Origin of the sequence: Chryseobacterium camelliae (assembly GCF_030818575.1) — a bacterium.
In the GTDB taxonomy this organism is placed as follows: Bacteria; Bacteroidota; Bacteroidia; order Flavobacteriales; family Weeksellaceae; genus Chryseobacterium; species Chryseobacterium camelliae_A.
Genome location: NZ_JAUTAL010000001.1, coordinates 768,070 through 792,881, shown reverse-complemented (window position 1 = coordinate 792,881; position 24,812 = coordinate 768,070). Strand labels below are relative to the sequence as shown.

Annotated in this window: 21 protein-coding genes and 1 pseudogene; 5 read left to right on the top strand and 17 right to left on the bottom strand. The window is 42.6% G+C overall.

What is annotated here, in order from left to right; genetic code table 11:
• Positions 1–60 precede the first annotated feature (60 nt).
• From QE404_RS03585 to tpx, 5 genes are all read right to left on the bottom strand, one after another.
• Entirely contained in the window at positions 61–1,272 is a 1,212-nt protein-coding gene (locus QE404_RS03585; protein ID WP_307446580.1) for a DUF763 domain-containing protein, read from the bottom strand.
• A gap of 69 nt (positions 1,273–1,341) precedes the next feature.
• On the bottom strand, positions 1,342–2,475 hold the full coding sequence (locus QE404_RS03580) for an FAD-dependent oxidoreductase (RefSeq protein ID WP_307446578.1): 1,134 nt from the start codon (positions 2,473–2,475) through the stop codon (positions 1,342–1,344).
• Positions 2,476–2,554: 79 nt separating this feature from the next.
• Positions 2,555–3,343 (bottom strand): helix-turn-helix domain-containing protein, encoded by a 789-nt coding sequence (locus tag QE404_RS03575; protein ID WP_307446576.1) that lies wholly within the window; start codon positions 3,341–3,343, stop codon positions 2,555–2,557.
• A 32-nt stretch (positions 3,344–3,375) separates the two neighbouring features.
• A complete protein-coding gene (locus tag QE404_RS03570) occupies positions 3,376–3,780 on the bottom strand; it encodes a glyoxalase superfamily protein (protein WP_294214906.1) in 405 nt (134 codons plus the stop codon).
• Positions 3,781–3,875: 95 nt separating this feature from the next.
• Positions 3,876–4,376, bottom strand: coding sequence for a thiol peroxidase (tpx, locus tag QE404_RS03565; protein WP_307446572.1), 501 nt, complete (start codon positions 4,374–4,376; stop codon positions 3,876–3,878).
• Between the two features lie 242 nt (positions 4,377–4,618).
• Between tpx and QE404_RS03560 the strand changes: the two genes are divergently transcribed.
• Entirely contained in the window at positions 4,619–6,838 is a 2,220-nt protein-coding gene (locus QE404_RS03560; RefSeq protein ID WP_307446570.1) for an NADP-dependent isocitrate dehydrogenase, read from the top strand.
• A 171-nt stretch (positions 6,839–7,009) separates the two neighbouring features.
• On the opposite strand, the gene QE404_RS03555 is transcribed toward QE404_RS03560, so the two are convergent.
• From QE404_RS03555 to QE404_RS03535, 5 genes are all read right to left on the bottom strand, one after another.
• A complete protein-coding gene (locus tag QE404_RS03555) occupies positions 7,010–7,993 on the bottom strand; it encodes an MBL fold metallo-hydrolase (protein WP_307446567.1) in 984 nt (327 codons plus the stop codon).
• 13 nt (positions 7,994–8,006) lie between these two features.
• The gene (locus QE404_RS03550; RefSeq protein ID WP_307446565.1) at positions 8,007–9,197 is read right to left on the bottom strand and encodes an MFS transporter; all 1,191 of its coding nucleotides are present in this window, start codon (positions 9,195–9,197) and stop codon (positions 8,007–8,009) included.
• Between the two features lie 72 nt (positions 9,198–9,269).
• Entirely contained in the window at positions 9,270–10,274 is a 1,005-nt protein-coding gene (locus QE404_RS03545; RefSeq protein WP_307446562.1) for an aldo/keto reductase, read from the bottom strand.
• A gap of 73 nt (positions 10,275–10,347) precedes the next feature.
• On the bottom strand, positions 10,348–11,349 hold the full coding sequence (locus QE404_RS03540; RefSeq protein WP_307446559.1) for an aldo/keto reductase: 1,002 nt from the start codon (positions 11,347–11,349) through the stop codon (positions 10,348–10,350).
• An 88-nt stretch (positions 11,350–11,437) separates the two neighbouring features.
• Positions 11,438–12,343, bottom strand: coding sequence for a helix-turn-helix domain-containing protein (locus QE404_RS03535; protein WP_307446556.1), 906 nt, complete (start codon positions 12,341–12,343; stop codon positions 11,438–11,440).
• Between the two features lie 209 nt (positions 12,344–12,552).
• Between QE404_RS03535 and QE404_RS03530 the strand changes: the two genes are divergently transcribed.
• Complete coding sequence (locus tag QE404_RS03530) at positions 12,553–13,854, top strand: hemolysin family protein (RefSeq protein WP_307446553.1); 1,302 nt, start codon at positions 12,553–12,555, stop codon at positions 13,852–13,854.
• Between the two features lie 70 nt (positions 13,855–13,924).
• Entirely contained in the window at positions 13,925–14,212 is a 288-nt protein-coding gene (locus QE404_RS03525; RefSeq protein ID WP_307446551.1) for a GNAT family N-acetyltransferase, read from the top strand.
• Here QE404_RS03525 and QE404_RS03520 read toward each other — a convergent pair whose 3' ends face one another.
• The gene (locus QE404_RS03520; RefSeq protein ID WP_307446549.1) at positions 14,213–15,310 is read right to left on the bottom strand and encodes an MBL fold metallo-hydrolase; all 1,098 of its coding nucleotides are present in this window, start codon (positions 15,308–15,310) and stop codon (positions 14,213–14,215) included.
• Positions 15,311–15,579: 269 nt separating this feature from the next.
• Here QE404_RS03520 and QE404_RS03515 point away from each other — a divergent pair, with 269 nt between their 5' ends.
• Positions 15,580–17,139: a S41 family peptidase gene (locus QE404_RS03515; RefSeq protein WP_307453713.1), complete on the top strand. Its 1,560-nt coding sequence runs from the start codon at positions 15,580–15,582 to the stop codon at positions 17,137–17,139.
• Between the two features lie 94 nt (positions 17,140–17,233).
• Here the strand turns inward: QE404_RS03515 and QE404_RS03510 are convergent, their stop codons facing one another.
• Together QE404_RS03510 and QE404_RS03505 are read right to left on the bottom strand one after the other, a co-directional pair.
• Positions 17,234–17,827, bottom strand: coding sequence for a hypothetical protein (locus QE404_RS03510; protein ID WP_307446545.1), 594 nt, complete (start codon positions 17,825–17,827; stop codon positions 17,234–17,236).
• A gap of 19 nt (positions 17,828–17,846) precedes the next feature.
• Complete coding sequence (locus QE404_RS03505) at positions 17,847–18,344, bottom strand: RNA polymerase sigma factor (protein ID WP_307446542.1); 498 nt, start codon at positions 18,342–18,344, stop codon at positions 17,847–17,849.
• Between the two features lie 174 nt (positions 18,345–18,518).
• On the opposite strand from QE404_RS03505, the gene QE404_RS03500 reads away from it, so the two are divergent.
• Complete coding sequence (locus tag QE404_RS03500) at positions 18,519–19,352, top strand: alpha/beta fold hydrolase (RefSeq protein WP_307446540.1); 834 nt, start codon at positions 18,519–18,521, stop codon at positions 19,350–19,352.
• A 751-nt stretch (positions 19,353–20,103) separates the two neighbouring features.
• On the opposite strand, the gene QE404_RS03495 is transcribed toward QE404_RS03500, so the two are convergent.
• The 4 genes and pseudogenes from QE404_RS03495 to QE404_RS03480 form a co-directional block, all read right to left on the bottom strand.
• Complete coding sequence (locus tag QE404_RS03495; protein ID WP_307446537.1) at positions 20,104–20,805, bottom strand: nuclear transport factor 2 family protein; 702 nt, start codon at positions 20,803–20,805, stop codon at positions 20,104–20,106.
• Positions 20,806–20,999: 194 nt separating this feature from the next.
• Positions 21,000–22,629: pseudogene (locus QE404_RS03490) on the bottom strand (NADP-dependent glyceraldehyde-3-phosphate dehydrogenase).
• Positions 22,630–22,796: 167 nt separating this feature from the next.
• Positions 22,797–23,960, bottom strand: coding sequence for a cation:proton antiporter (locus tag QE404_RS03485; RefSeq protein WP_307446534.1), 1,164 nt, complete (start codon positions 23,958–23,960; stop codon positions 22,797–22,799).
• A 130-nt stretch (positions 23,961–24,090) separates the two neighbouring features.
• Positions 24,091–24,546, bottom strand: coding sequence for an Hsp20/alpha crystallin family protein (locus QE404_RS03480; protein WP_307446531.1), 456 nt, complete (start codon positions 24,544–24,546; stop codon positions 24,091–24,093).
• Between the last annotated feature and the right edge of the window lie 266 nt (positions 24,547–24,812).

Genomic DNA, 24,812 nt, shown 5'->3' with positions numbered 1-24,812 from the left:
TGTAATTATGAATACTGTAAACCTGCTGAAATTTCAGGTCAGATTCCGGACAATGAAAAATTAGAAAAGGGAAAGCTGGATCGGTTTGGGAGGTGAAGGTTTCTGTGCATCTCCAAAGACAGTTTTTCCGCCAAAGCGCCAGGAATTCTGCCTTTCTTCTTCAATTACTTCCCGGATATCAAAATCCGGTGTGAAGCCTTTTTCGGTTTCAGCAATAATCTGATGAAGCTTGTTCAGGGTCTTGAGCTTATCTGAATTCCCAAGTTTAGATTTTTCAATTCCTTTCTTAATGATGCTGAGGCTTTCATCGTATACGAGTGTCGGAACCGGAAAAGGATGGCCGTCTTTACCTCCGTGGGCAAATGAAAACCGCGCAGGATCGGTAAACCGTGACGGTGCACCGTGGATCACTTCACTTACGAGTGCTAAAGACTGCATGGTTCGCGGTCCTACTCCCTCCAGCAGCAGGAGCTCCTCAAAATTTTGCGGCTGCTGCTCCCGGGTAACATATAAAAGCGCACCCAACCGTTTTAGGTCGACATCTGAAGCCTGCACATCATGGTGAGCAGGAAGAATCAGCCTCGAAAAATCATTCATAACCTCTGCGGAATCAGTATGGGATATTTCCAGGATGCCTTTCCTGTTGCCCGAAGCTTCTGCATCGGTGAGGTTCAGGATCATTCCTCTTGAAATGCCATCGATTCCTGTATGCGGTTCTTCCACAAAAGAGGTTATATTTTCAGAGTGCCAGTGGTAGCGTCTTGCCGTACTGTCAGATTCATGCATTCCCTGCTGCACAACGCTCCAGTTACCATTGTCGGCAAGGATGAAATTATGCAGGTAGAGCTGATAACCATCCTGAATAGCGGTATTATCCACTTTGGCAGAAAGCTTACTGGCTCTTACCAGTGCATTCCCGTCCAGGCCTGTTTTGTCTGCAATCTGAAGCAGTTCGGAAGGTGTTTCCCTTGAAAACTTGCCTTTTCCCCCGCAGATGTAAAGGCCCAGGGATCGGGAATTGGGATTAACAGAGCGTTTTAAAGCACCCATCACGGATGTGGTAATTCCTGAAGAATGCCAGTCCATTCCCATCACTGCTCCAAAACTCTGAAACCAGAACGGGTCCGCCAGTCTCCGCAATACCTCATCTTTACCGTAATCCATCAGGATGACTTCAATAACAGACAGTCCTAAAGCAGACATACGTTCATACAGCCATGGCGGAACTTTGCCATAGTGAAGCGGTAAATCTGCAGTGCCTGAACGTTTCATTATTATTTTAAAGCATAAAGATAGCTTTATTTATTTGAAAAATTAATGATCTGCATCATCTGATTGCGTTCAGGTCCAGTGAATGAAACTGGTAAACGAAAAATCAGGATCATGCATCTGCTTCTCGTTCTCTTCCGATTCTTTCTGTGCTTCTCCCGCATACACGAGCATCCTCTGTTCATAATCCTGGATAGCCGCCTCAATACTTTCAAAATTCCCGCCGGTTAGATTCTCTGATAAATGAACAGCATCCATCAATCCTGTATTCACGCCCTGCCCTGCAAAAGGCGGCATCAGGTGCGCAGCATCCCCGATCAGCGTAACAGGCAGAGGCCGGGCAATTTTCCACGGTTGATCTAAAGGCAGTTTCTTTGTCGGAAGGCCGACAAAAAAAGTAGTGGCCCTGAACAGCTCTTTGTAAACGTCCCCCCATCCTGAAAATCGCTGTAAAAGATATCTGACCACAGCATCCTGATCACTGAAATCCAGGGCATCCATATCCGGACCCTTCGGGGTTTTAAAAATAACACCGTAGCTCAGGGAGCCGCTATTATAAGGATTGGCAACCAGCAGATTTCCGTTTTTCGCCGTCATCAGCCTTTTGCCGTCACATAGGCGATAAAAATCCGGACAGTTGATTTCGGGTTTGGGAACATCTCCCTGTATGATAAGGGTTCCCGTTTCTTCAACTTTAGCATCCGTAATATAGCTGCGGACTTTAGACATTCCGCCATTCGCCACAATCACGACATCCGCCATTGCAGCAGCCTGCTGTTCAAATTGAAGTAACCATTGACCATTATGTTCTTTAAGTCCGGTCACTTTTCTGTCCCAAACTACCGTATCCGGCTTTAAACTATTGAATAGTAGAGTCCTCAGGCTGTTCCTGTTGATTTCGGGATTATTGAACTGTTCTTCCGGTTTTATTTCTTTAGAGAATACAATATGTCCGAGCTTATCTGCCACATTCACACCCATCGGGATAGCAGCCTGGTAATAATTTTCGAGCAGGCCGGCTTTTTCCATGGCCAGCTGCCCGGAGGTTTTATGCAGGTCCAGGGTTCCGCCCCAAATCCTTATTTCTGCATTTTGATCCCGCTCGTATACGGTTACATCAACATTTTTCAGCTGTAACAGCCGTGCCATGGTAAGACCAACAGGCCCGGCACCTAAGATCGCCACATGTTTGTTTTGCAATAGCATATTCTGTATAATTGAATGATTACAAAATTCAGCAATGCGGATAAGCGGTGATTGTATAAATGCGACAAATAAAGACGCGCTATTTATCTTTTTTAGATTTCCTGGCGAAGGCAGCAGGCGTCATATGGGCATAGCGCTTAAATTCCCTGGTGAGGTGGGATTGGTCGGTATAGCCCAGTTCATAAGCAAGACCTGCAAGATTAGAATCAGGATTGAGCATCAATTCATTTCTCACCTGTTCAAAACGGATGAGGGCACACATATCTTTTACGGTATGCCCGGAAGACTTTTTAAATTTCCGTTCGAGGGTACGAATCGTTGAATGAGAAGAATCTGCAACCTGATGTACGGGAATACTTCCTTTAGCCGTCCTAATGACGGCTCCTGCTTTGCTTAAAGTATTGTCAAAAGACATCTTTGAAAACAGTTCAAGGAAATATTGCTGTACTTTGGCAACAGCGGTTTCTATTTCTTCGGAAAGCATTAAAGCAGCCAGATCCGGATCCAACTCCTTAACAGGATGATCCAAAATATGGATCCCTTTACCCGGGGGAATATTCAACAAGTCAAATACCACCCATGGATAGCATCTGACGCCAATAATTTCGAGCGTATTGCCTATATAAAATAAAACAGGCCCATCCTGTAGTCCCATAATGAAAGGCGAAGGTAACGGATTCAGCATTTCATTGCAGTAAATCTTCAGCCCGTCTCCGAAATGAAAAATAATTTCGGCGTGTCCGTCCGGGATCACCTCAAAACAGGATTGCTCCTCACCAACAGCTCTCTTATGATACCAGAAACACTGGATGATGTGCTTTAAATTTTCTGCAGGCTCAAATTCCTGATAATAGGTCTGAAGCGACATGGCTTAAAAGGTAAGTTGTTGCATTGAATGAATCAATGAATGGAATTAAAATTTAAATCTTTATGCTTTTCCTCATCAAATTTCTCGTTAAAAATAATCCTGTTTCCAAAAGGATCAACCACCGTAAAAGCAACGGCTGCATAAAAGGTTTTCTCAAGCCCGGGGCGGTTGTATGGGTAGTTTTTATCGATCAGTTCTCTATGATATTCCGCAATCCCCTGTCCCCAGATAAATGTGCTGCTGCCTGGAGTTGCATCATCATGATGTTCGCTGAGGTGAAATACCATACCGTCTTTTATTATTTCCATATAGGCTGGCGAATGGTTTTCAAAACGATGTTCCCACACCATTTCAAAACCCAGCCAGTTCATATAAAACTCAACGGCTTTCTGATAATCAAATATTCTTATAACGGGTATAATTTGCTCTGCTTTCACATGAATGCTTTTACATTATTGCTTGTTCTGAATAATAAACAATCATAAAAAGCCTTGCGACGAAATCAATCTGCAAGGCTTATTAATTTTTCCAGTTATTTCAATGCTTTTAAAGCCGCATTATAATCCGGTTCCTGGGCAATTTCGGGAACCTGTTCGGTATAGACTACCTTATTGTCGGCATCCGTTACGATCACCGCACGGCTCAATAGCCCCTGCATAGGAGAATCCGTCATGGTAACTTCATAATCATCTCCGAAATTTCCCCTGAAATCCGAAAGCGTTTCCACATTGTTCAATCCTTCTGCTGCACAAAATCTTCCCAATGCAAACGGCAGGTCTTTAGACACATTGATGACTACAGTATTATCAAGGCCGGAAGCCGCTTCGTTGAATTTTCTTGCTGATTCGGCGCAGATGCCTGTATCGATGCTCGGGAAAATATTGAATACTTTTTTCTTACCTTCAAAGTCCTTAAGGGTTTTCACATTCAGACCGGAATCTACCAGAGCAAAGTCTTTTACTGTAGTCCCTACAGCAGGAAGCTTACCTATGGTATGCACTTCGTTGCCTTTCAAAGTAATGGTTGTTGACATAATGTATTTTTTTAGTTCCTTACAAATTTAACCAAAACAAGGACTTGTATGTTCAATGGGTGGTTAAATAAATCTTAAAGTGTACATAATGGATGTTTTAATATGGAATCATGTCTCATACCATAAGTCAAATATAATCTAAAGAGGCAGCAGCCTCTTTTTTTACGCAAAATAACTCAATACACAATCATATTTACTAAATTTGTGAGTCTTAAAAAAATCAAATAATAAATAACAGTATAATGTCAGACAAATCAAAAATCTATTACACCCTTACGGATGAAGCTCCCATGTTGGCAACACACTCATTTTTGCCGATTGTAAAAGCATTTACAAAATCAGCAGACATTGAAATTGCTGTTCCGGATATTTCCTTGGCAGGAAGGATTTTAGCCAACTTCCCGGAGTTCCTGAAAGAGGATCAGAAAATCGGGGATGCACTGGCGGAATTAGGTCAGCTGGCTACACAGCCGGATGCCAATATCATTAAGTTGCCGAATATTTCTGCTTCTGTGCCTCAGCTGGATGCAGCGATCGCAGAATTGCAGGCTAAAGGTTTCGCAGTTCCTGATTATCCGGCAGAACCTAAAAATGATGATGAGAAAGCGATTAAAGCTAAATATGCCAAAGTATTGGGAAGCGCCGTAAACCCTGTATTAAGAGAAGGAAATTCTGACAGACGTGCTCCGAAGGCCGTTAAAAATTATGCTAAAGCCAACCCGCACAGAATGGGCGACTGGGCTTCTGACAGCAAAACGGATGTAGCCCACATGGAAAGCGGTGATTTCTACGGGACGGAAACCTCCACAACCCTGGAACACGCAACACAATATAAAATTGTTTTCAAAGGAAATGACGGTACTGAAAACACATTAAAGGATTTTGCTAAACTTCAGGCGGGAGAAGTAATCGATTCTTCCGTGATGAACTTAAATGCTTTGAAAGCTTTCGTTCAGCAGGCGATCGACGAGGCAAAGAACAGGAATGTCTTGCTTTCTGCCCACCTGAAAGCCACGATGATGAAAATCTCTGACCCGATTATCTTCGGAGCTGTAGTGGAGACCTATTTCAAAGACGTATTCACGAAATATGCTGATACATTCAAGTCTTTGGATATCAACCCTAATAACGGCCTTGCCGATCTTTTTGAAAAAATCAAAGGTAATGCCCAGGAAGCTGACATCAGAGCTGACATCGAAGCTGCACTGGCCAAAGGACCTAGAGTGGCTATGGTAAATTCTGACAAAGGAATTACCAACTTCCACGTTCCTTCTGATATTATTGTGGATGCTTCTATGGCTGCCCTGGTAAGAGGCGGAGGTAAAATGTGGAATAAAGACGGAAAAGAAGAAGATACAGTATGCATCATCCCGGATCGTTCTTACGCAGGATTTTATCAGGCGGTGATCGATGATATGAAAGCACACGGTAAACTGGATCCTACTACCATGGGTTCTGTTCCGAATGTTGGTTTGATGGCGCAAAAAGCCGAAGAATACGGTTCCCACGATAAAACGTTCCAGGCATCTGCTGAAGGGACTATCGAGGTTCAGGATGAGAATGGAGCAGTTCTTCTTTCCCAGAAAGTGGAAAAAGGTGATATTTTCAGAATGTGCCAGACTAAGGATGCACCGATCCAGGATTGGGTAAAACTGGCTGTGAACAGATCAAGACTTTCTGATACGCCTGCCATTTTCTGGCTGGACAAAGGAAGAGCCCATGACAGGGAGATCATCAAAAAAGTAGAACAATATCTTAAAGATTACGATACAACCGGCCTAGACATCAGGATCATGGATGTGAAAGACGCCATGGCAGAAACCCTGAAAAGAGCCAGAGAAGGAAAAGATACCATCTCAGTTTCCGGGAATGTACTGAGGGATTACCTTACAGACCTTTTCCCGATCCTTGAGCTGGGAACCTCAGCAAAAATGCTTTCCATCGTTCCTTTGATGAACGGAGGAGGTTTATTTGAAACCGGTGCCGGAGGTTCTGCTCCTAAACATATTGAGCAGTTCCTTGAAGAAGGTTATCTTCGTTGGGATTCTCTGGGTGAATTCCTGGCGCTTCAGGCTTCTTTGGAGCATCTTGCACAGACCCAGGGCAATAAAAAATCTCAGGTTTTAGCCGACGCTCTTGATGAGGCTAATGCAAAATTCCTGGCTACGGACAAATCACCGGCAAGGAAAGTAGGACAGATTGACAACCGCGGATCTCACTTCTACCTGGCCATGTATTGGGCTGAAGCATTGGCAGCTCAGACTGCTGATGCAGAGCTTGCCGCTCAGTTTGCTCCTATTGCACAAGCCATGAAGGAAAACGAAGAGGTAATCAATACCGAATTAATCGGGGCTCAGGGTAAACCTCAAGACATCGGAGGCTACTACAAAGCGGACACTTACAAAACGTATTCTGCTATGAGACCGAGCACGGTTCTTAATGAAATCATTGACGGAATTTAATATCCGGATACGCTATAAATGAAAGCTCCTTTTTTAAAGGGGCTTTTTTGTTAGGAATACTTTGTGAAGCTGTATTCTTATATCAAAATGCATTTTTAGACCGTAAAAATCCCCTCAGCAATGAGGGGATTCATGAAGAAAATTATAAAATAGAAAATATAAGTGTCTTTATTAAGGCGTCATAAAGCTTTCCGGAAGCCATTCAAAACCCTGTGGCGCTATCTTTCTGGTGAAGCCTAATCCAGGCCACGGCATATGATAACCAAATGCCCTTGCCTTGGTTTCAGATAACTGCTGAAGAAACCTGATCCTGGTCTCTATTGCAATATCCTGATCTGTATCTCCGAAATAGCCCCAATCGGGGTGCGGGAATAACACGATATCAGAATGGACAATATCAGCAATATGGATCAGCTTTTCTTTTCCGGAAAAAATCGTGATCACGGTCAAGCCAGGGGTATGTCCCGGAGCCGCCTGAAACCTGAAATGGTTATAAAGCTCGCTGTTGAGATCAAAAAATGTCAGTTTAGGCTGTATGGTTTTCAGAATACCCTGCAACGGAGGAATCATCTGGCTGATCAATTCCGGTTGGTCCTTTAAAGCACTGTTGCCGAAATCTTCAAGGGTTGCATTCATCCAAAAGTCGTATTCAGTCTCTGATATAAAATAACCGGCATTGGAAAATACAAGGCTGTTTTGTTGATCCACCAATCCTCCAATGTGGTCGGGATGTGCATGAGAAATGAAAACATCGGTGATGTCTTCCGGGGAAAAGCCTGCCTTATGAAGGCTTTTTAATAGGAACCCGGCCCTTTCATCGGCAAAAATACCCATGCCTGCATCCAATAAGATCAGCCTGTCCTTTGTTTTTACCAGAAGGATATTCAACGCCATATCAATATAATCTTCAGGCCGGAAATGCTCCTTAAGAATGTTTTTCAGTTCCGATACCTGACTTCTCGGAGCAAAGGAGTTTACATTCTCTTCGTGAAGGTATCCATCCGTAAGGATAAATAGTTCCAGCTCGCCAAGTATCATTTTCCTAAAACCTGAAAGGTCATTTTTTATTTGCTGAAAACAATCTTTTGAAACCTGACCCGCACCGGCAGATTCAGCTAATGCATCTTTTTCTGAAATTTCTTTTTTATCCATCATTTTAAATTTTATCTTAAATATGGGCCTTCCTGATTTTGATCATGCTGAGAATAAACAATCCCAGTATCCCCAGAACAAAGTATCCTTCCGCAACCTCCAGCTGAACCTGCGGCCTGATGACCGCAACGATACCATAGCTTACTGCGGAAGTGATGATATAAGCTACCCCACCGGTCAGCCCGCCCGCTACACCTGCGGATTCAGGGAACCTGCCAATACAGTAGGCAAAATAGTTATTGAATACAAATCCGGCCGTAATATGAATGCAGAACGCAAAAGCCACAAGGCTGTAAATATTGCTTAAAAAATAAGAGGCGATAAACATCAGGACTATAAAAGCCAACTGGATGAAATTGGCATACCTTATTTTCGGCAGGAAAGCCTTATTGATCAGTGCTTTTCCCAGGAAGCCCCCGGTCATCCAGGCGAATCCTAGGATCAGGGAAACATATCCGGCCACTACCTCTGAATAGCCCATTTTATGCTCGATGATGAAAGAGCCGCAAAGGCTGAAGAACATAATCATCGAATAGCTGAGCCCGCACATGATCATGCCGTAAAAGAAATCTTTTGTTTTAAACATAGAAACGTACTGCTCAATCAGGTATTCTACATGGAAAGGATTCCTCTTCTTCAGTGTTTCGCCTGAAAAAACAAACTCCAGAACGAAAAGCAGCAGGCTGTACCCCGCCAGTACATAGAAATTGGACTGCCAGCCAAAATTTTTCTGAAGGTATCCCCCAATAAAGGGTGCAATAATAGGGCCCACCGACCATACAATGGTCATGATGCTGAGATAATGCTTCCGTTTGTCGCCATCATAGACATCCACAAAAAATGCCCGCTTCGATACCACTGCAAAGCCTGACAGTATCCCCTGCAGTACCCGCATGGCATAAATGATAAAAATATTCTGGGTAGTCGCTGTAATGATAAAAGAAACCACAAATAAAGCCAGCGAAATCATCGAAACCTTATATCGGCCAAATGAATCCACAATACTCCCGGCAAAAAACTGGGTTAACCCGTAACTGATCAGGAATATTGAAAGGGTAAGCTGGATACGACTTTCCGGCTGGTTCAGTTCCACGGCCATACTGGGCATGGATGGAAGGTAAATATCGGTTGACAGCCCGGACATCGGGATTACGGCAAAAGCCAGAAGTGTAGCAATAAATTTATTTTTCTCTTTAAGTGTAACCATTATCGTCTCTATATTGATAAAAAACTCAGATTCCGGATGATTCCGGAACCTGAAGATTATGGATTGTTGTCGTTAATTATTGACCAGTTCTTTCATAAGGCCTTCATTATACCTTTCTCCCACGTCAGGATATTTCTTTAAGATCGAATCAATGGTGATAAGGTCTTCCCCGGAAAGTTCAAGATTTGCAGCTTCAACATTTTCCTCCAGGTACTTAATCCTTTTCGTCCCTGGAATCGGGATGATATCGTTCCCCTGGTTCAGTACCCAGGCGAGAGCCAGCTGCGTTCCTTTTACTCCTTTCGAGGCTGCAAAATCATTGATCTCCTGAGCCAGTTTTCTGTTGTTCTCCAGGTGTTTTTCCTGGTAGCGGGGAAGGGATCTCCTGAAATCCTCCTTGTTGAGATTCTGTACTTCATTGATATTGGAAAACAACCCTCTTGCCAAAGGGGAAAACGGAACCAGGCTGATGCCGAGCTCCCTGACTACCGGCAGAATTTCTTTTTCAACATCCCTTGTCAGCAGCGAATACTCTGACTGTAAAGCGGCAATAGGATGAACCGCATGGGCTTTCCTGATGGAGGATGCGGAAGCTTCTGATAGACCCAGGTATTTTACTTTCCCGGCTTTTACCAGTTCCGCCATGGCGCCTACCGTTTCTTCAACCGGAATGTTCGGATCTACCCTATGTGCATAATATAGGTCTATTTCATCCACCTTAAGCCGCTGAAGACTTGCATCCACCGCCTTTCTGATCCATTCCGGAGAGCCATCGAAATATGTTCCCGTGGCAACACTGTGATTGGCCTCCCCTTCCCTGTACCTGAATCCGAATTTTGTAGCAATAAAAATTTTATCCCGGTTCGGAGCCAGCACCTTAGAGATCAGTTTTTCATTCTCACCATTGGCATAGATATCTGCGGTATCCCAGAAATTAACGCCAAGATCAAGAGCCCTATACAGCGTCCTGATATTATCCTGCTCATCAGCCGGGCCATAAGCAGCACTCATTCCCATACATCCCAGTCCAACGGCTGAAAGCTCTTTTCCTGTATTTCCTAATTTTCTGAATTGCATAATAATTTATGATTATATACGGCATTCTCCGAGTTACTACAATAACAAAGGATGCCGTCTTATTGATTACAATTTAATTATTGACCAGCTTCATGGATCCTTCACTGTACCTCTCTCCTACATGAGGGTATTTCTTTAAGATGGAATCAATGGTGATAAGGTCTTCTCCGGAAAGTTTCAGGTCTGTTGCCGCAATATTCTCTTCCAGGTATTTGATCCTTTTCGTGCCTGGAATCGGGATAATATCTTCTCCCTGATTCAATACCCAGGCAAGCGCAAGCTGTGTTCCTTTCACTCCCTTGGAAGCGGCGAAATCATTGATTTCCTGCGCCAGCTTCCTGTTGTTCTCCAGGTATTCATCCTGATATCTTGGAAGTGACTTTCTGAAATCTTCTGCTCCGAAGTTCTGAACATCATTGATGTTGGAGAATAATCCTCTTGCCAGCGGAGAATAAGGAACTAAAGTAATCCCAAGCTCCCTGATTACGGGTAAGATCTCATTTTCCACATCCCTGGTAAGCAGTGAGTATTCAGATTGTAAGGCAGTGATTGGATGAACAGCATTCGCCTTCCTGATAGAGGATGCAGAAGCTTCTGATAACCCGATATATTTTACCTTCCCGGCTTTTACCAGTTCTACCATGGCACCTACCGTTTCCTCGACTGGGATATTGGGATCTATGCGGTGGGCATAATACAAGTCGATTTCATCAACTTTTAGCCGCTGAAGACTTGCATCTACAGCCTGCCTTACCCATTCCGGGGAGCCGTCAAAATACGTTCCCGGCGCGCCGCTGTGGCTTGCCTTACCGTCTTTAAATCTAAATCCGAATTTAGTGGCAATGAAAATTTTATCCCGGTTCGGAACCAGCACTTTAGAGATTAGTTTTTCATTCTCCCCATTGGCATACATGTCTGCGGTATCCCAGAAGTTTACACCAAGATCAAGTGCTTTATGAAGTGTGTTGATGCTTTCCTGCTCATCCGCTGGGCCATAGGCAAAACTCATCCCCATGCACCCTAATCCAATAGCTGAAAGTTCTTTTCCTGTATTTCCTAATTTTCTGAATTGCATAACGGTTTGTATTTTATGATTAATAAGACAAAGTTAGAATGGAAATAGATCCTTTACCCTATAAAATTCAAACTAAGAATTATAAAAATCAAACCAGTGTATTTCTTACGGCATTAGGCGTTATCCCGGCCTGTTTTTTAAAATAGTTGGTAAAATAAGAAGGCTCTTCAAAACCCAGTGCATAAGCAATTTCCGAAATATTCCAGTCCGTATGCTTAAGCAGCGCGTGGGCTTCCTGGATTACCCTTGAGGCAATCTGCTGCCCTGTTGTCCTGCCTGTAATCTCTTTTACGGAACGGTTCAGCGAGTTGACATGAATGGAAAGGCTTGCCGCATAGTCATTGGGGGTTTTCAGCCTTAGATACCGTTCCGGACTGTCAATCGGGAACTGGCGCTCAAGGAGTTCCATAAACAGCGAAGCAATGCGCTGTGAAGAATTCTGGTAGGGCTGGAAGTTTTCCGTAGGATGCATTTTCATCGTTTCATGAATGAGAAGATGGAGGTAAGCCCTCAGCAAATCATATTTGTGTGGATAATCCGACTGTATTTCCGCCATCATCTTACCAAAGAGCTCTCCCACTTCCTGCTGCTGTTTTTCATCTACAAAAAATACCGGGGTGCCGCCTATTTTAAAGAGCCAGGAATCCGAAAGGCTGCCGAAACGACTGCCATTATGAAGGAAATGGTCTGTAAAAAGGCAGAAAAAACCCTTCTGATCTTCATTTTCAGCCTCCCATGAATACGGAATCATGGGATTTGAAAACAGGACTGCGGGCCGGTCTAAATAAATCCACTTATCTGCATAATGGATTGTTCCTTTCCCTATGATGAGTGAGATTTTATAATAATCCCTTCTGCTGTAAGGAGTGGCAGAGGAACAGTTATCCCGTGCAAATACATTGAAATGCCCGAGCCCGGGAGCCGTGCAGCCTTCCGGCAGCCTGTAAAAAGTGTTCCTTTCGTAAAAACCTTTTAATGTCTCAGTTGTTTCCATACCTCTAAATTATAAAATTCAAACAACATACAAACAACAAATATCATTTCGTTACAAGAAAAATACTGTTGGCAGCAGAGCATACAAATGGATCATCTTAAGCTCTTTAACACATTTTACTTTATAATATCCGTCAAACATGGCTGCTCAACCTTCGATCTGTAAAATTATGTCTATATTTAGAGAACACCATTTACAGATAATTCATTATGGAAATGATCATTATCATCCTGCTCATCCTTCTTAACGGCATTTTTTCAATGTCTGAAATGGCATTGGTATCAGCCAAAAATTTTAAACTCGAAAATGAAAAAAGATTGGGCAGCCGCCATGCACAAAGGGCTCTTCAGCTAACCGGAAATCCCGGCACTTTCCTTTCAACGGTACAAATCGGGATTACCCTGATCGGCATCCTTCTGGGAATTTATTCAGGCGACCGCCTTACTGCTGACCTTGCTGCACAGATTTCCGGCATTGGGCCGCTGAGTGCTTATTCCAGGCCGATTGCATCTGTCATCATCATTGGAATGGTTACATTTTTGTCCATTGTATTTGGGGAGCTGATTCCTAAAAGGCTGGGACTGAAATTTCCGGAAAAGATTTCCATGCTGATAGCCGGGCCTATGTACTGGCTGGTCTTGTTTACATCCCCGTTTGTCTGGCTTTTAACGGTTACCAATGAAGGAATCTTAAAACTCTTCGGGATCAGTCATGATGAAAAAGAAACCGTGACTGAGGAAGAAATAAAATCCATTATCCGGGAAGGAAGAGAAGGCGGAATTATTGAGAATAAGGAGCATGATGTCCTCGAAAATGCATTCGAACTGGTTAACAGAAAGGTCAGTTCATTGGCTACCCACCGGTCAAAGATCATTTCTGTGGATGCCGACGATGATTATCAAACGGTAAAACAGAAAATCAGAAACTGCTCGTTTTCCACCTATCCCGTCACGGATAATCATAATCCCGATCATATTATCGGGATCGTAAAACTCTGCGACCTTTTTGACCTGGAGACCAACAGCTTCAATGTAAGGTCACACCTGAGAAAAGCTTTATTCATCAGTGAAAACTCTTTTGTTTACCCGCTCATGGAAAGTTTCCAGAAAAACAGGGCTCACCTGGCCATCGTCATTGACGAATACGGCACAACAAAAGGGATTGTAACCCTCAATGATATCCTGGATGATCTGGTAGGCAATATTCCGTACGGTTTGGATGACGAGCCTGAGATTGCCGTAAGAGATGAGCATTCATGGCTGATAGACGGCAAATGTTCCATCTATGATTTCAGGAAATATTTTAACCTTACGCTTGATGAAGATATTGAAAAGAATTTCGTAAGCGTTTCAGGGCTGTTCATTCACGGCAAACATACAGTTCCCAGAACCGGTGACCGGATCGATATTGGCGATCTGATCCTTGAAATTGTAGATAAGGACGGCCATAAAATCGACAAAATCCTGGCCACAAGAAGAGACGAATCTACTATGGCAATTCATAATTCATAACTAATAAATTAATTCGTAACTTTAATCAAGAGAAAAGTTCTCTGTCCTTTCAACACAAATATCAAAAGTCATGGAAAATATAACATTTGAGGTAACTCCTTACCAGGATGAGCTGCAGCTGTTGATCGACGGCCGGAAAGCAGGTTATATGTCTATAAAGATAGACGGAAGACAACTGATTGTATATTACACCAAGCTTGATGAGGAATATGAAGGGCATGGCTATGCTAAAATGCTGCTGGACGAATTGGTGCGCTACGCCGAGGAAAATGACCTTTTGGTAGATCCGGAATGCGATTTCGTAAGGCAGCAGTTTGAAAACCATCCGGACCGTTACCGGGATATCTGGCATGCCTGATCAATCCTTCCACCAAGGATCGAAATGCTGTGGTGAGCCATTGAGATTAACAGGCTGACCGATCATCGGAGTCAGGATATTCAGGTGGTTTTCTTTGCCCAGAAGGGTTACTTTTTCAAGCGGTTCATTCCACGGATGGAGTGCAAGAGCAAACTTTGCGGAATGTACGGGAATGATATTTCTTGCTTTCACATCTATCCCCGCCTTAACAACATCTTCAGGTAAAGAATGGATGTATTTCCAGGCTTCGTTGTACTGGCCGTTTTCCATAATGGCATAATCGAAAGGGCCGTACTGTTCGCCAATGGCTTTAAAATGGGTGTCGTAGCCGCTGTCTCCGCCCAGAAATATTTTCTTGTCCGGGGTCTGCAATACGTAAGAAGTCCATAATGTTCCGTTTCTTCTGACTTTCCTCCCCGAAAAGTGCCTTGCCGGCGTAAAAGTGATGCTAATATTATTTTTCAGCTGTACGGTGGCGCCCCACTCCTCTTCAATAAGACTGCTTCCGGCATATCCCCATCGTTCCAGATGTGCACCGACACCCAATGGCAAAATAACCTGGTCCACCCTATCCCGCAGGGCTTTTACCGTAGGATAGTCCAGATGGTCATAATGGTCATGGGTAATGACCAAATAATCCAGGTGCGGGATATCATCAGGACGAAAAATATCTGATCCTGAAAATGCTTTATTGAAATATTTAAACGGTGAACCGTAAGAACTCAGGACCGGGTCAATCAGGAAAGAGACACCATTGGTGCGGATATAATAGGATGAATGGCCCAGCCATACCATTACATCCTGATCCGCAGGAATCGCTTTTAAATCGGTATGAACGGATGGGATTGCTTTAAGCGGTTTCAGCAGCGGGTCCTTTTTACCAAAGAAAAAATCAAACATCACGCGCGGCATGCTGTATCCCTCGGCAATGGACGGTGTATAGCTGAGGTTCTGAAACTGCCGGTTTTTATAATGCTGAGACAGCTTCATCCTTTCCAGCCTATTTCCGCTGGGTTCAGCCCCGAAAACTTCACGGGAAGTAATAAGATAATAAACTCCGATAACGATCAATGCAATAACAACGATGGAAAAAATCATAAATAGTGGCAGAAATTAAGGTTCAAATGTAATACTTTTCAGGTAACAGGCAAATCCGGTCCTGTATGATCTTCATCAACAGACGAAGCTAGCACCTTTTTACTTTAAAAATCGCGATCAGGACTATAGTTTCCACGTCTATTTACACACAGATGCGCAGATCACCCTGATATTCAATTAATCCGTACCAGGAAAAAATGCAGGAAATTTCCGGGAGCAGGAGACGAAAATAATATCGCAGATTCAATTTAAATTTTTAAATTCACTGCTTGAAAAATCATCAGATATTAATATTTATCATTGTATTTCTTACTTCATGCACATCGGTAAGCAAATACAATACTCAAAGAATGTCCTGCATCCCTCCTGAAAAGCTTAGGGAAGATGTGGACTATGCTTATAACAAGCTGAAAGAAATGCACCCTAACCTGTATTGGTACATTTCGGAACAGGATCTTAAATATAAATTTGACAGTCTTAAGAACACGCTTAACACTCCCCTGAGCCCGCTGCAGTTTTACTTCAGGCTGCAACCGCTCATCGCTTCGGTCCGTGAGGGGCACCTTTCCCTGAAGGTTCCTGCACGCAGGTTTACCAAGAAAGAAATCAAGGCATTGGAGCATACCAAAGGGCTTTTCAGCCGTTTCGGGTATTATGTGGAAGGTGACCGCCTGTTTATCGTCAGCAATGCAGATTCTATCCAAAATATACAGCCCGGTACCGAAATCCTTTCCATCAATCATGTTCCCGTTTCAGATTATATGAAAAAATACAGGAAGCTGATCAGCAGCGACGGATTCAACACAACTTTTTATCCTTATTACCTGAAGGATGTATTTTTCAATTTTTATACAGCAGAACACGGATTTGACAACCAGGCAGTACTGGAAACCGTTTATCAGGGACAACACAAGACCTACACCCTGAAAAGGGAATCCAAGTCTGAGTCTGAACTTGCCAGCGAAAAAAAGCAGGCCAAGCTTACCCCTGAAAAAAAAGTACATGATTACGATGCATTCACACAAAGCTATAACCGGAGCTTCAGTTTTCTGGATCAGGACAGCACGGTTGCCTATATCGGAGTAAAAAGTTTTTCAGAAAACCATTCCGAACAATTTTACAAAGATGCCTTTGCCCGGATCAAAGCAGCCGGTTCAACATACCTTATCTTAGACATCCGGAATAATTACGGCGGTTCACTGTATGAAATCAACCATCTGTATTCTTACCTGACGTCTAAACCTTATACCCTGATCCGGCCTTCCATGCTGGCTTCTTCCAAAACCCCGCTGAAGACCAATTACTTCAGGCAGAGCAGCCCTTGGCAATACATTATTAAAGGCATCACCTACCCTGTTTACCTCACTACCCAGGCATTCAGCACGTACAGCAGGGACGGAAAGATATATTACAGGATGAAGGAAAGCAGGCAGAACAAGCCACAGCCCAACGCTTTTACGGGAAAAATTTTTGTACTGATCAACGGTTCCAGTTTTTCTGCCTCATCTATTTTAGCTTCCAAGCTCAAAAACGACCGCCGTGCTATATTGGTGGGAGAAGAAACCGGCGGAGCCAACGACGGTACGGTGGCAGGATTTTATTCTTATCAACAACTTCCAAATTCAAAGCTCAGCCTGCCGGTAGGATTGCTGCTGGTACAGCCTGATATTACTTTTTCCGGAACCCGTCAGGGAGTCGTTCCTGATGTTATCATACGGAAAAGCATACAGGAAGTCATAGATCAAAAGGATCCGGAGATGAATTGGGTTATGAGCACGATTATGATGGAAAAGGGAGATCCGGTGAAACGGCATGCAGAGGCCAGGTGATATAATAACACCGTTGTTCAAGCATTTTCTCTAAAATCTCCTCCGAATTTCAAAATTAAATGAGGATAACCGGATTGATAAAGGCATCCTTATCTCAGCTGCCAAGCTCTTTAACCAGTTTTTCAATTTTGGTAATATGCTTTCCATAAAGCCTTTCAAACCACCACTGACCAAAGAAGTACAGAGCGAAAAGGCCTGCAACCATAGTGCTGATGAGGACCACTGCAATTCTTAGATCAGACAAAGGTTCTTTTCTTGGGATACATTCTATCACAATGATCAGTTCACAGACCAGAAACGGCACAAAAGCCAGGCAAAACGAAAGATAGTATTGTTTGTTGAGGTTCAGCTGTAACAAAAGATCACGCAGGGAATCAGCGGTTTTCATAACCGGATTGCTCATTTCCCTGTACAGTTTAAAAAACTTACTGAAGAAAAATGCGGTTACAATCAGCATCGAGGCAATCAGCACGTCAAAGTAAAATTTAAATTTAAACGGAGCCGCACAAACGGTAATAATGCTGAAGGAAAAAACAAAAATAGCAACCGTGGACCAAAATTCCATACGCATATTTTTACGTATTTTTTCCAACGGAAGGTTGATTTTATGGCTTTGCTCGGTACTTATTTCAGGGGTGTTTTCAAAAATGTCTTCATTCCAGGCATTTTTTAATTCATCTATATTCATTGCTGTACATTTTAAGGGTTTAGGTATTGGAGTGTAAGATATCTTTAAGTTTATTTTTGGCACGATTCATTTTTACTCGGACGTTGCCTTCGGAGATTCCCATCTGCTCAGCAATCTGCTTTCCGGAAAAATTTTCCAGGTAATAGAAGATGAATGCCTTATCTATGGGGTTGAGCTGATGGATCGCAGCATACATTTTTTCCAGACGCTCTTCCTTTTCATGGTCATACTCATCTTGCTCGATTTTATATTCTGTATAATCCTCATGGCTGATCAGGCTTCTTTTCTTTTCAGATTTCAGGAAGATGATTGCAGTGTTAAGGGCTATCCTGTACATCCAGGTGGAAAACTCACTTTCACCTTTAAAATTGGGATAGGCTTTCCAGACCTGATAAATGATCTCCTGGAAGAGATCATCCCGATCGTCTTTTTCATCCATGTACATTTTGGAAATCTTAAAGAGGATTCCCTTATGCTTCTCCATTTTAGCTAAAAATTCGTGTTCCAGTGTAACCATGGTTGTAAACTCTATACAGTTAGTTGTATTCTGAAAAAAATGTTACACCAGTTTCAAAGAATATAACCCAACCTATTCTATGGTTTTTCACAGACTGTTAATTATTTTTAACCATTTGATTGTTTTTTATGGCTCAGTATTTGTTCAGAACGATACAACACTAAAAATCAAAATATGCCTTACATTACAAAAGAAAATGAAAAAAATGTTCAGATTTACTATGAAGATTTAGGTTCCGGACAACCCATTATTTTAATCCACGGATGGCCGTTAAGCGGAAAATCATGGGAACTTCAGGTTCCTGCCCTTCTTAATCTGGGCTACCGTGTGATCAAATATGATAGAAGAGGTTTCGGAAAGTCCTTCCCCTCTTCCTCACCTGAAGGATATAATTATGACGAACTTGCAGGAGACCTGCACGAACTGATTACAACTTTGGACCTTAAAAATGTAATCCTATTCGGATTCTCTATGGGTGGCGGAGAAGTTGTCCGCTACTTAACCAATTATGGGGCTGAAAATGTAGACCGTATAGCTTTAATCTCCTCCATCATCCCGATCGTAAAACAAAAAGACGACAACCCGGACGGCGTTCCACAGGAGAAACTGGATGAAATCATGGAAAACCTGAAAAAAGACAGGGTTACCTTCCTGGAATCTTTCCACAAAGACTTCTATAACTACGGAATGCTTTCACATTCGGTAAGCCAGAAGCAGCTGGATTATGACTGGAGTATCGCCGCGCATGCGTGCCCTATTGCCACCATTAAATGTGCAGAAAGCTGGGCGAATACCGATTTCCGCCCGGAACTTCAGAATGTTACGGTAAAAACACTGATTGTACATGGTGATGATGACAATGTAGTCCCTATTGATACCGCAGGCCGCCAGGCTGCACAAGGTATTGCAGACAACCGTTTCGTAATTGTTGAGGGAGGTCCTCACGGACTGAATATTACTCATGCCGATCAACTGAATGCAGCTTTGGCTGATTTCCTGATGAAATAGAAACTGACCTTCAATATTTACTATAAAAATTCCCGCAGTGAACAAAGTTCACTGCGGGGATTTTGTTTACTTTTATTAACTGATGATCAGCTAATTGCAAGAATGAATTCTCCGTCTGTTCGAGTGTGGAACGAAGTGGAGTGTATCGAGAACTTGTTGAAAAGAATCAGTCTTTGTCTGTTATTCATTGGTTCTCGATACATTTTTCTTCGCTTTGCTGCGAAAAATACTCGAACTGACGGAGCCGAACTGATTATTAGAAAATTGACTTTGCGTCTGTTCGAGTGCGGAACGGAGTGGAGCGTATCGAGAACTTGTTGAAAAGAATCAGTCTTTGTCTGTTATTCATCAGTTCTCGATACATTTTTCTTCGCTTTGCTGCGAAAAAACACTCGAACTGACGTAGCAGAACTTATTGTCAGATAATCGATTTTCGTCTGTTCGAGTACGGAACGAAGTGGAGCGTATCGAGAACTTGTTGAAAAGAATCAGTCTTTGTCTGTAATTCATTGATTCTTGATACATTTTTCTTCGCTTTGCTGCGAAAAACACTCGAACTGACGGTACCACAGTGTTTGTCAGATATTAATTTCCGTCTCCGTCTGTTCGAGTGTGGAACGGAGTGGAGCGTATCGAGAACTTGTTGAATAGAAGCACTCTTTTGTTTGTTACTTACCGGTTCTCGATACATTTTTCTCCGCGTTGCTGCGAAAAACACTCGAACTGACGGTGCCGCAGTGTTTGTCATAGATTAATTTCCGTCTCCGTCAGTTCGAGTGCGGAACGGAGTGAAGTGTATCGAGAACGCCCATCTCTCATACAGCATATAACGGGTTTCATCTTTGGGATCACGGTTTGCAATCATCGTGATACAGGTATCTTCTGAAGCTACACGTTCCAAATGGGGAAGCAAGACAGCTTCAAATTCATTGATTACACCAGGTTTAAGGCTGAATTCTACACTAAGACCAATTTCGTGATTTTCCGTCTGCTGTTCATGATCTTCATTGCTGAGCGTATGATTACCCAATCTTTTTATTCTTACAGCATCTTCGGAAGTAAAGTCAGGATCAACATAGATGTGTACACGCTTAATTAAATCTCCATCAAATTCAAATACATTGCAGAATTTACCAAAAGCTGTAACATTGTCCGGAAATGGTTTATTATCTGCATTTACACCTGCCTCTCTACCTTCAACTACAACCATATTTCCTGAAACAACGTAATTAAAGTTTTCAATATCGTGCGTAAGTGATTTCACATAGGCTGCCATTGCTTCACAGAATTTTCTAATGCCTGCTTTCCCATAAGCAAACCCAAACTTTGGAAAATAAAGTTCTACGTCTTCTGTAAAGAGCTGATAATAAACAGCATCAAATTCACCCGCATCTACTTTTTTGAAATAAAGCTCCACATTCTGCTTTTGTTTATGCCGGATTCCATTTGTCATAATTTTTCTTTTTTTTCATTAATTTGTTTTTAATTATATAAGTACAAGTTTAAACTTGAATACACAAGGAAATAAAATGTATCGGAAAACTGTTTTTAATGATATCTTTTTCATTTGATAATCAACAGTTCTCGATACATTTTCTTCTTTAAGGAATACTTGAACGGATTTTTATTAATAGTGCATGAATCCCTTTAAAAAATATAATCCGTGCTCAGGAATCCGGAGTCATGATCGCGGACAATGGTGTTCAGCAAGGTTTTATTAGACTCGGTGAGCTTCGCAGCAACCAGCGAACGGATCGAGAAGGACCTCAGGGCATCAAAAACAGAAAGTGTTCCTTCGGCGCTGTCTTTTCTTCCGGTAAACGGGAAAACGTCGGGACCGCGCTGTGCCTGGCAGTTGATGTTGACACGGCTTACAAGGTTAACGAAAGGATCTATCAGCCGTGCAACTTCCAACGGGTCTTCACTGAAAATGCTGACCTGCATTCCGTGTGAAGCGTGGATCTGGTATTCCAGAGGCTCATTGATAGAATCAAAAGGAACTACGGGAATCACAGGTCCGAACTGTTCTTCATGGTATAATATTCATCTCACTGTTCACCGGATATACTACCGCAGGGAATACAAAAGAGGATTCTGTGAAGCCTCCGTTTTCGTTCAGCACCTGAGCTCCTTTCGATAGGGCATCGTCGATGCATTCTTTGAGATACCCCGGTTTATTGGCTTCCGGAAGCGGAGTGATTTTGACATCTTTTTCCCACGGAAGCCCCGGTTTCATGGCTGAAACGGCTGCAGTGAGCTTTTCAGTAAATTCTGCAGCAACATCTTTCTGAACAAAAATCAGTTTGAGAGCGGTACAGCGCTGACCGTTAAATGACAAAGCTCCGAGGATACATTCACTTACAGCAACATCCAGATCGGCATTTTTGGTTACGATAGCAGCATTTTTTGCATCAAGGCTTAAGATCGCCCTCAATCGGTTAACTTTAGGGTGCAGTTTTTTCAGGCCATTAGCCACTTTGCTTGAACCGATAAAGGCAAGTACATTTACTTTCCCGCTCTCCATGATCGGGGTGATAATTTCTGCTCCTTTACCATACAGAGTATTAACCGTTCCTTTCGGAAAGGCTTCCTTAAATGCTTTCAGCAATGGGTAATGGGCCAGAACTCCGTGTTTCGGAAGTTTGAACAGAATGGTATTTCCCATAATCAGAGCAGGAATCAGTGTCGTGAAGATCTCATTCAAAGGATAGTTGAATGGTCCCATGCTGAGCACAACGCCTAACGGAGCTCTTCTGATCTGGGCTATGGTACCCTCCGCCTGCTGGAAACGGGAAGATTCTCGGTCAAGCTCCTTAAGTGCATCAATGGTCTGATTGATATAATCTACGGTACGGTCGAATTCTTTGGTGGAATCTGCCAGGGTTTTTCCAATCTCCCACATCAGGAGTTTAATCACCAGGTCACGTTGCTGAAGCATGAGATAGACAAACTTCTGCATGCACTTGATGCGGTTTTCAACGGACATGGAAGGCCATTCTCCTAAACCGTTATTGTAGGCATTAACGGTAGCATCCAGGATTTCCATAGCTTCCTGCGGACTGATATTCGGGATGCTGCCTAAAAGTTTTCTTTGTAGTCCGTTCTCCGTAGGGATGCAGACTGGCGAATAAATTTCAGTGACGTCCCCGTTCCATTCTACCAGTTCTCCGTTGACCAGATACTCCCGCTGATGGATTTCAGGGACTTTATATTCTTCGGGGATTTCGTTTTCGCTTTTAAAAATGTTCTGAAAAAGTGATTTGTTTTCTGAATTCATAAATCTTTTATTTTTTTTAATAATCGGGTCTATTAAAGGTAGGGGTAAAAACCCGTTTTTCAAAGACCTTAGCTATAGATTTATTCTATTTTCCACACGCTGTATTAGGGATGGGTGTTATCAAAAAAAGAAAAACTTTTTCAGTCTATGCTTTATTCCAAAGCACTTCAATGGTCAATAATCTTCTTATCCGTAAGCTTTTTAAAGACTGAAATCCAGATGGTGGAAAGCAGCAGGCTGAGACAGGTGATACAAAGCCCGGCTTTGAAAAGATCGTAAGGAATAATACCGGCTTTATAAGCCACTGACAGTGCCAGGATCCCGAACTCTCCAGTCTGGGCCAGCAGCGCACCGCCGTACCAGCTGCTCCTTCGGTCAAATTTTAAAAACCTGAATACCAGTGCAGACATTACACTGTTGCTGAGAAGTACCACGAGGGTTCCGGTTATCACCAGGCCATAATGCCCATACAAATAAGCAAGGTCAAGCCTAAGGCCCACGGAAACAAAAAAGACCGTGATGAAGAATACCTTAAAAGGTGTAAGGGAGTGCTCCAGCCAGCTAAATATCTTAATCCTTCCTACCAAGACACCTGCTAGGAAACTTCCCAGAGCCCCGCTTAGCCCAATAGCTTCGGCAAGGATCCCAAAGCCGAGACAGATCAGCAGGCCTGTAAAAACCTGTAGGTCATGGTCATATTCTATTCCCCTGAAAATCTTCGGGATTTTAATTTCCTGGGTATTCCTGATTTTTCGGAATATGAAAAAGATAACTATACAAAGCAGTACAGGGAGAACCAGGTTCAGCAAATCGAAATGTTCTCCTTTCCACACCTTAAGGACTGTGAGCACGGGCGCCAGCAGCAGATCCTGTATGATCAGGATGTTCAGGATCATCATCCCGAACGAAGTATTGAGCATCCTGTCTTTTTTAAGGAATTCACTAACCACTGCCGTACTGTTGAAAATGAACAGGAATGCCATCAACACCATGCTCCTGATATCGAGATGCAGAAAATACCCGGCAAGAAATGCAAAGGCAAAACTGAGTATGATCTTACAAGCCTGCGCAATCAGTGGCCTTACAATCAGGCTGTGATGGTTCGGAATGTTGATTTCCATTCCCAGGAAAAACATCAGCAGAAGGATACCGATCTCACCAATCACCTCAATCTGCTGCGTTTCCGTGAAGACTTTCAAAACGTACGGACCCAGAAGAATTCCTGCGATAATATATGCAATAAGATAAGGCTGCCTGATTTTTTTCAGCAGGAAAATTAAACCTGTTGTGGTAAGGCACAGAATGGCTATTGATACCAGCAATGTATTCATGATAAACGTATTTAATCCCTAACAATTAAAATAATTTCAGAACATAATGCCCGTTAAACAGCAATTGGTCTTCCTGAGGAAAACCAATTGCTGTATTATATACATTCTTAGTTAAATTAAATAATAATGCTTACTGAATTTCAATCAGTCTCGGTGCCTGTTTCTTGGCTTTTTCCGTTTTCGGAATGGTAAGCTTCAGGACGCCGTTGTCGTATTTGGCTTCAATATGCTCTTCATCCACCACATCCTTGGCAAGCTCAAATGTTCTTGTAAAAGACTGATAGCTGAATTCCCTTCTGGTGTACTGATCCTTGTTTTCTTCCGATTCATTTTTTCTTGAAGATGAAATCGTCAGCATGTTACCTTCCAGGGTGATCTGAAAATCTTTTTTATCCATTCCCGGAGCGGCCACTTCCACCTCGAAGTTTTCTGTGTTCTCCCTGATGTTCACCGATGGAACGGTGGTCATGGTAGAAGAAAAATTGTTGTTGCCCCAGTTAAAAAGTTCACGTCCGAAAAAGTCATCGAACAGTGCACGCGGAGCGGCAGGGAGCATGCTGCCGTTGTTTCTTTTTACGATTGACATAACAAACGAATTTTAAAGGTTAAACAATATTTTTAATGAACACGCTAAAATATTTTCAAAAGCTGTGCCAGTGCTATAAGACTGAAATGTTGTCACTTGAAATGAAAAATTGTCATTTTTCAGGTCATATTATACCCTATCCTGCAAACGGGTTAACAAATTATCTTCCATTAAAAATAATAAAAATTACCTTATAAAACCTGAGTGCCATACTGAACTTTTGACGTTTAATCTTTTACTTAAAAAACACAAATATGCCCTCCTTA

What these genes read in the sequence shown, in the direction of transcription:
- QE404_RS03585 (WP_307446580.1), bottom strand. Translation starts at nt 1,272, where the DNA reads ATGAAACGTTCAGGCACTGCAGATTTACCGCTTCACTATGGCAAAGTT.
- QE404_RS03580 (WP_307446578.1), bottom strand. Translation starts at nt 2,475, where the DNA reads ATGCTATTGCAAAACAAACATGTGGCGATCTTAGGTGCCGGGCCTGTT.
- QE404_RS03575 (WP_307446576.1), bottom strand. Translation starts at nt 3,343, where the DNA reads ATGTCGCTTCAGACCTATTATCAGGAATTTGAGCCTGCAGAAAATTTA.
- tpx (WP_307446572.1), bottom strand. Translation starts at nt 4,376, where the DNA reads ATGTCAACAACCATTACTTTGAAAGGCAACGAAGTGCATACCATAGGT.
- QE404_RS03560 (WP_307446570.1), top strand. Translation starts at nt 4,619, where the DNA reads ATGTCAGACAAATCAAAAATCTATTACACCCTTACGGATGAAGCTCCC.
- QE404_RS03555 (WP_307446567.1), bottom strand. Translation starts at nt 7,993, where the DNA reads ATGATGGATAAAAAAGAAATTTCAGAAAAAGATGCATTAGCTGAATCT.
- QE404_RS03550 (WP_307446565.1), bottom strand. Translation starts at nt 9,197, where the DNA reads ATGGTTACACTTAAAGAGAAAAATAAATTTATTGCTACACTTCTGGCT.
- QE404_RS03545 (WP_307446562.1), bottom strand. Translation starts at nt 10,274, where the DNA reads ATGCAATTCAGAAAATTAGGAAATACAGGAAAAGAGCTTTCAGCCGTT.
- QE404_RS03540 (WP_307446559.1), bottom strand. Translation starts at nt 11,349, where the DNA reads ATGCAATTCAGAAAATTAGGAAATACAGGAAAAGAACTTTCAGCTATT.
- QE404_RS03535 (WP_307446556.1), bottom strand. Translation starts at nt 12,343, where the DNA reads ATGGAAACAACTGAGACATTAAAAGGTTTTTACGAAAGGAACACTTTT.
- QE404_RS03530 (WP_307446553.1), top strand. Translation starts at nt 12,553, where the DNA reads ATGGAAATGATCATTATCATCCTGCTCATCCTTCTTAACGGCATTTTT.
- QE404_RS03525 (WP_307446551.1), top strand. Translation starts at nt 13,925, where the DNA reads ATGGAAAATATAACATTTGAGGTAACTCCTTACCAGGATGAGCTGCAG.
- QE404_RS03520 (WP_307446549.1), bottom strand. Translation starts at nt 15,310, where the DNA reads ATGATTTTTTCCATCGTTGTTATTGCATTGATCGTTATCGGAGTTTAT.
- QE404_RS03510 (WP_307446545.1), bottom strand. Translation starts at nt 17,827, where the DNA reads ATGAATATAGATGAATTAAAAAATGCCTGGAATGAAGACATTTTTGAA.
- QE404_RS03505 (WP_307446542.1), bottom strand. Translation starts at nt 18,344, where the DNA reads ATGGTTACACTGGAACACGAATTTTTAGCTAAAATGGAGAAGCATAAG.
- QE404_RS03500 (WP_307446540.1), top strand. Translation starts at nt 18,519, where the DNA reads ATGCCTTACATTACAAAAGAAAATGAAAAAAATGTTCAGATTTACTAT.
- QE404_RS03495 (WP_307446537.1), bottom strand. Translation starts at nt 20,805, where the DNA reads ATGACAAATGGAATCCGGCATAAACAAAAGCAGAATGTGGAGCTTTAT.
- QE404_RS03485 (WP_307446534.1), bottom strand. Translation starts at nt 23,960, where the DNA reads ATGAATACATTGCTGGTATCAATAGCCATTCTGTGCCTTACCACAACA.
- QE404_RS03480 (WP_307446531.1), bottom strand. Translation starts at nt 24,546, where the DNA reads ATGTCAATCGTAAAAAGAAACAACGGCAGCATGCTCCCTGCCGCTCCG.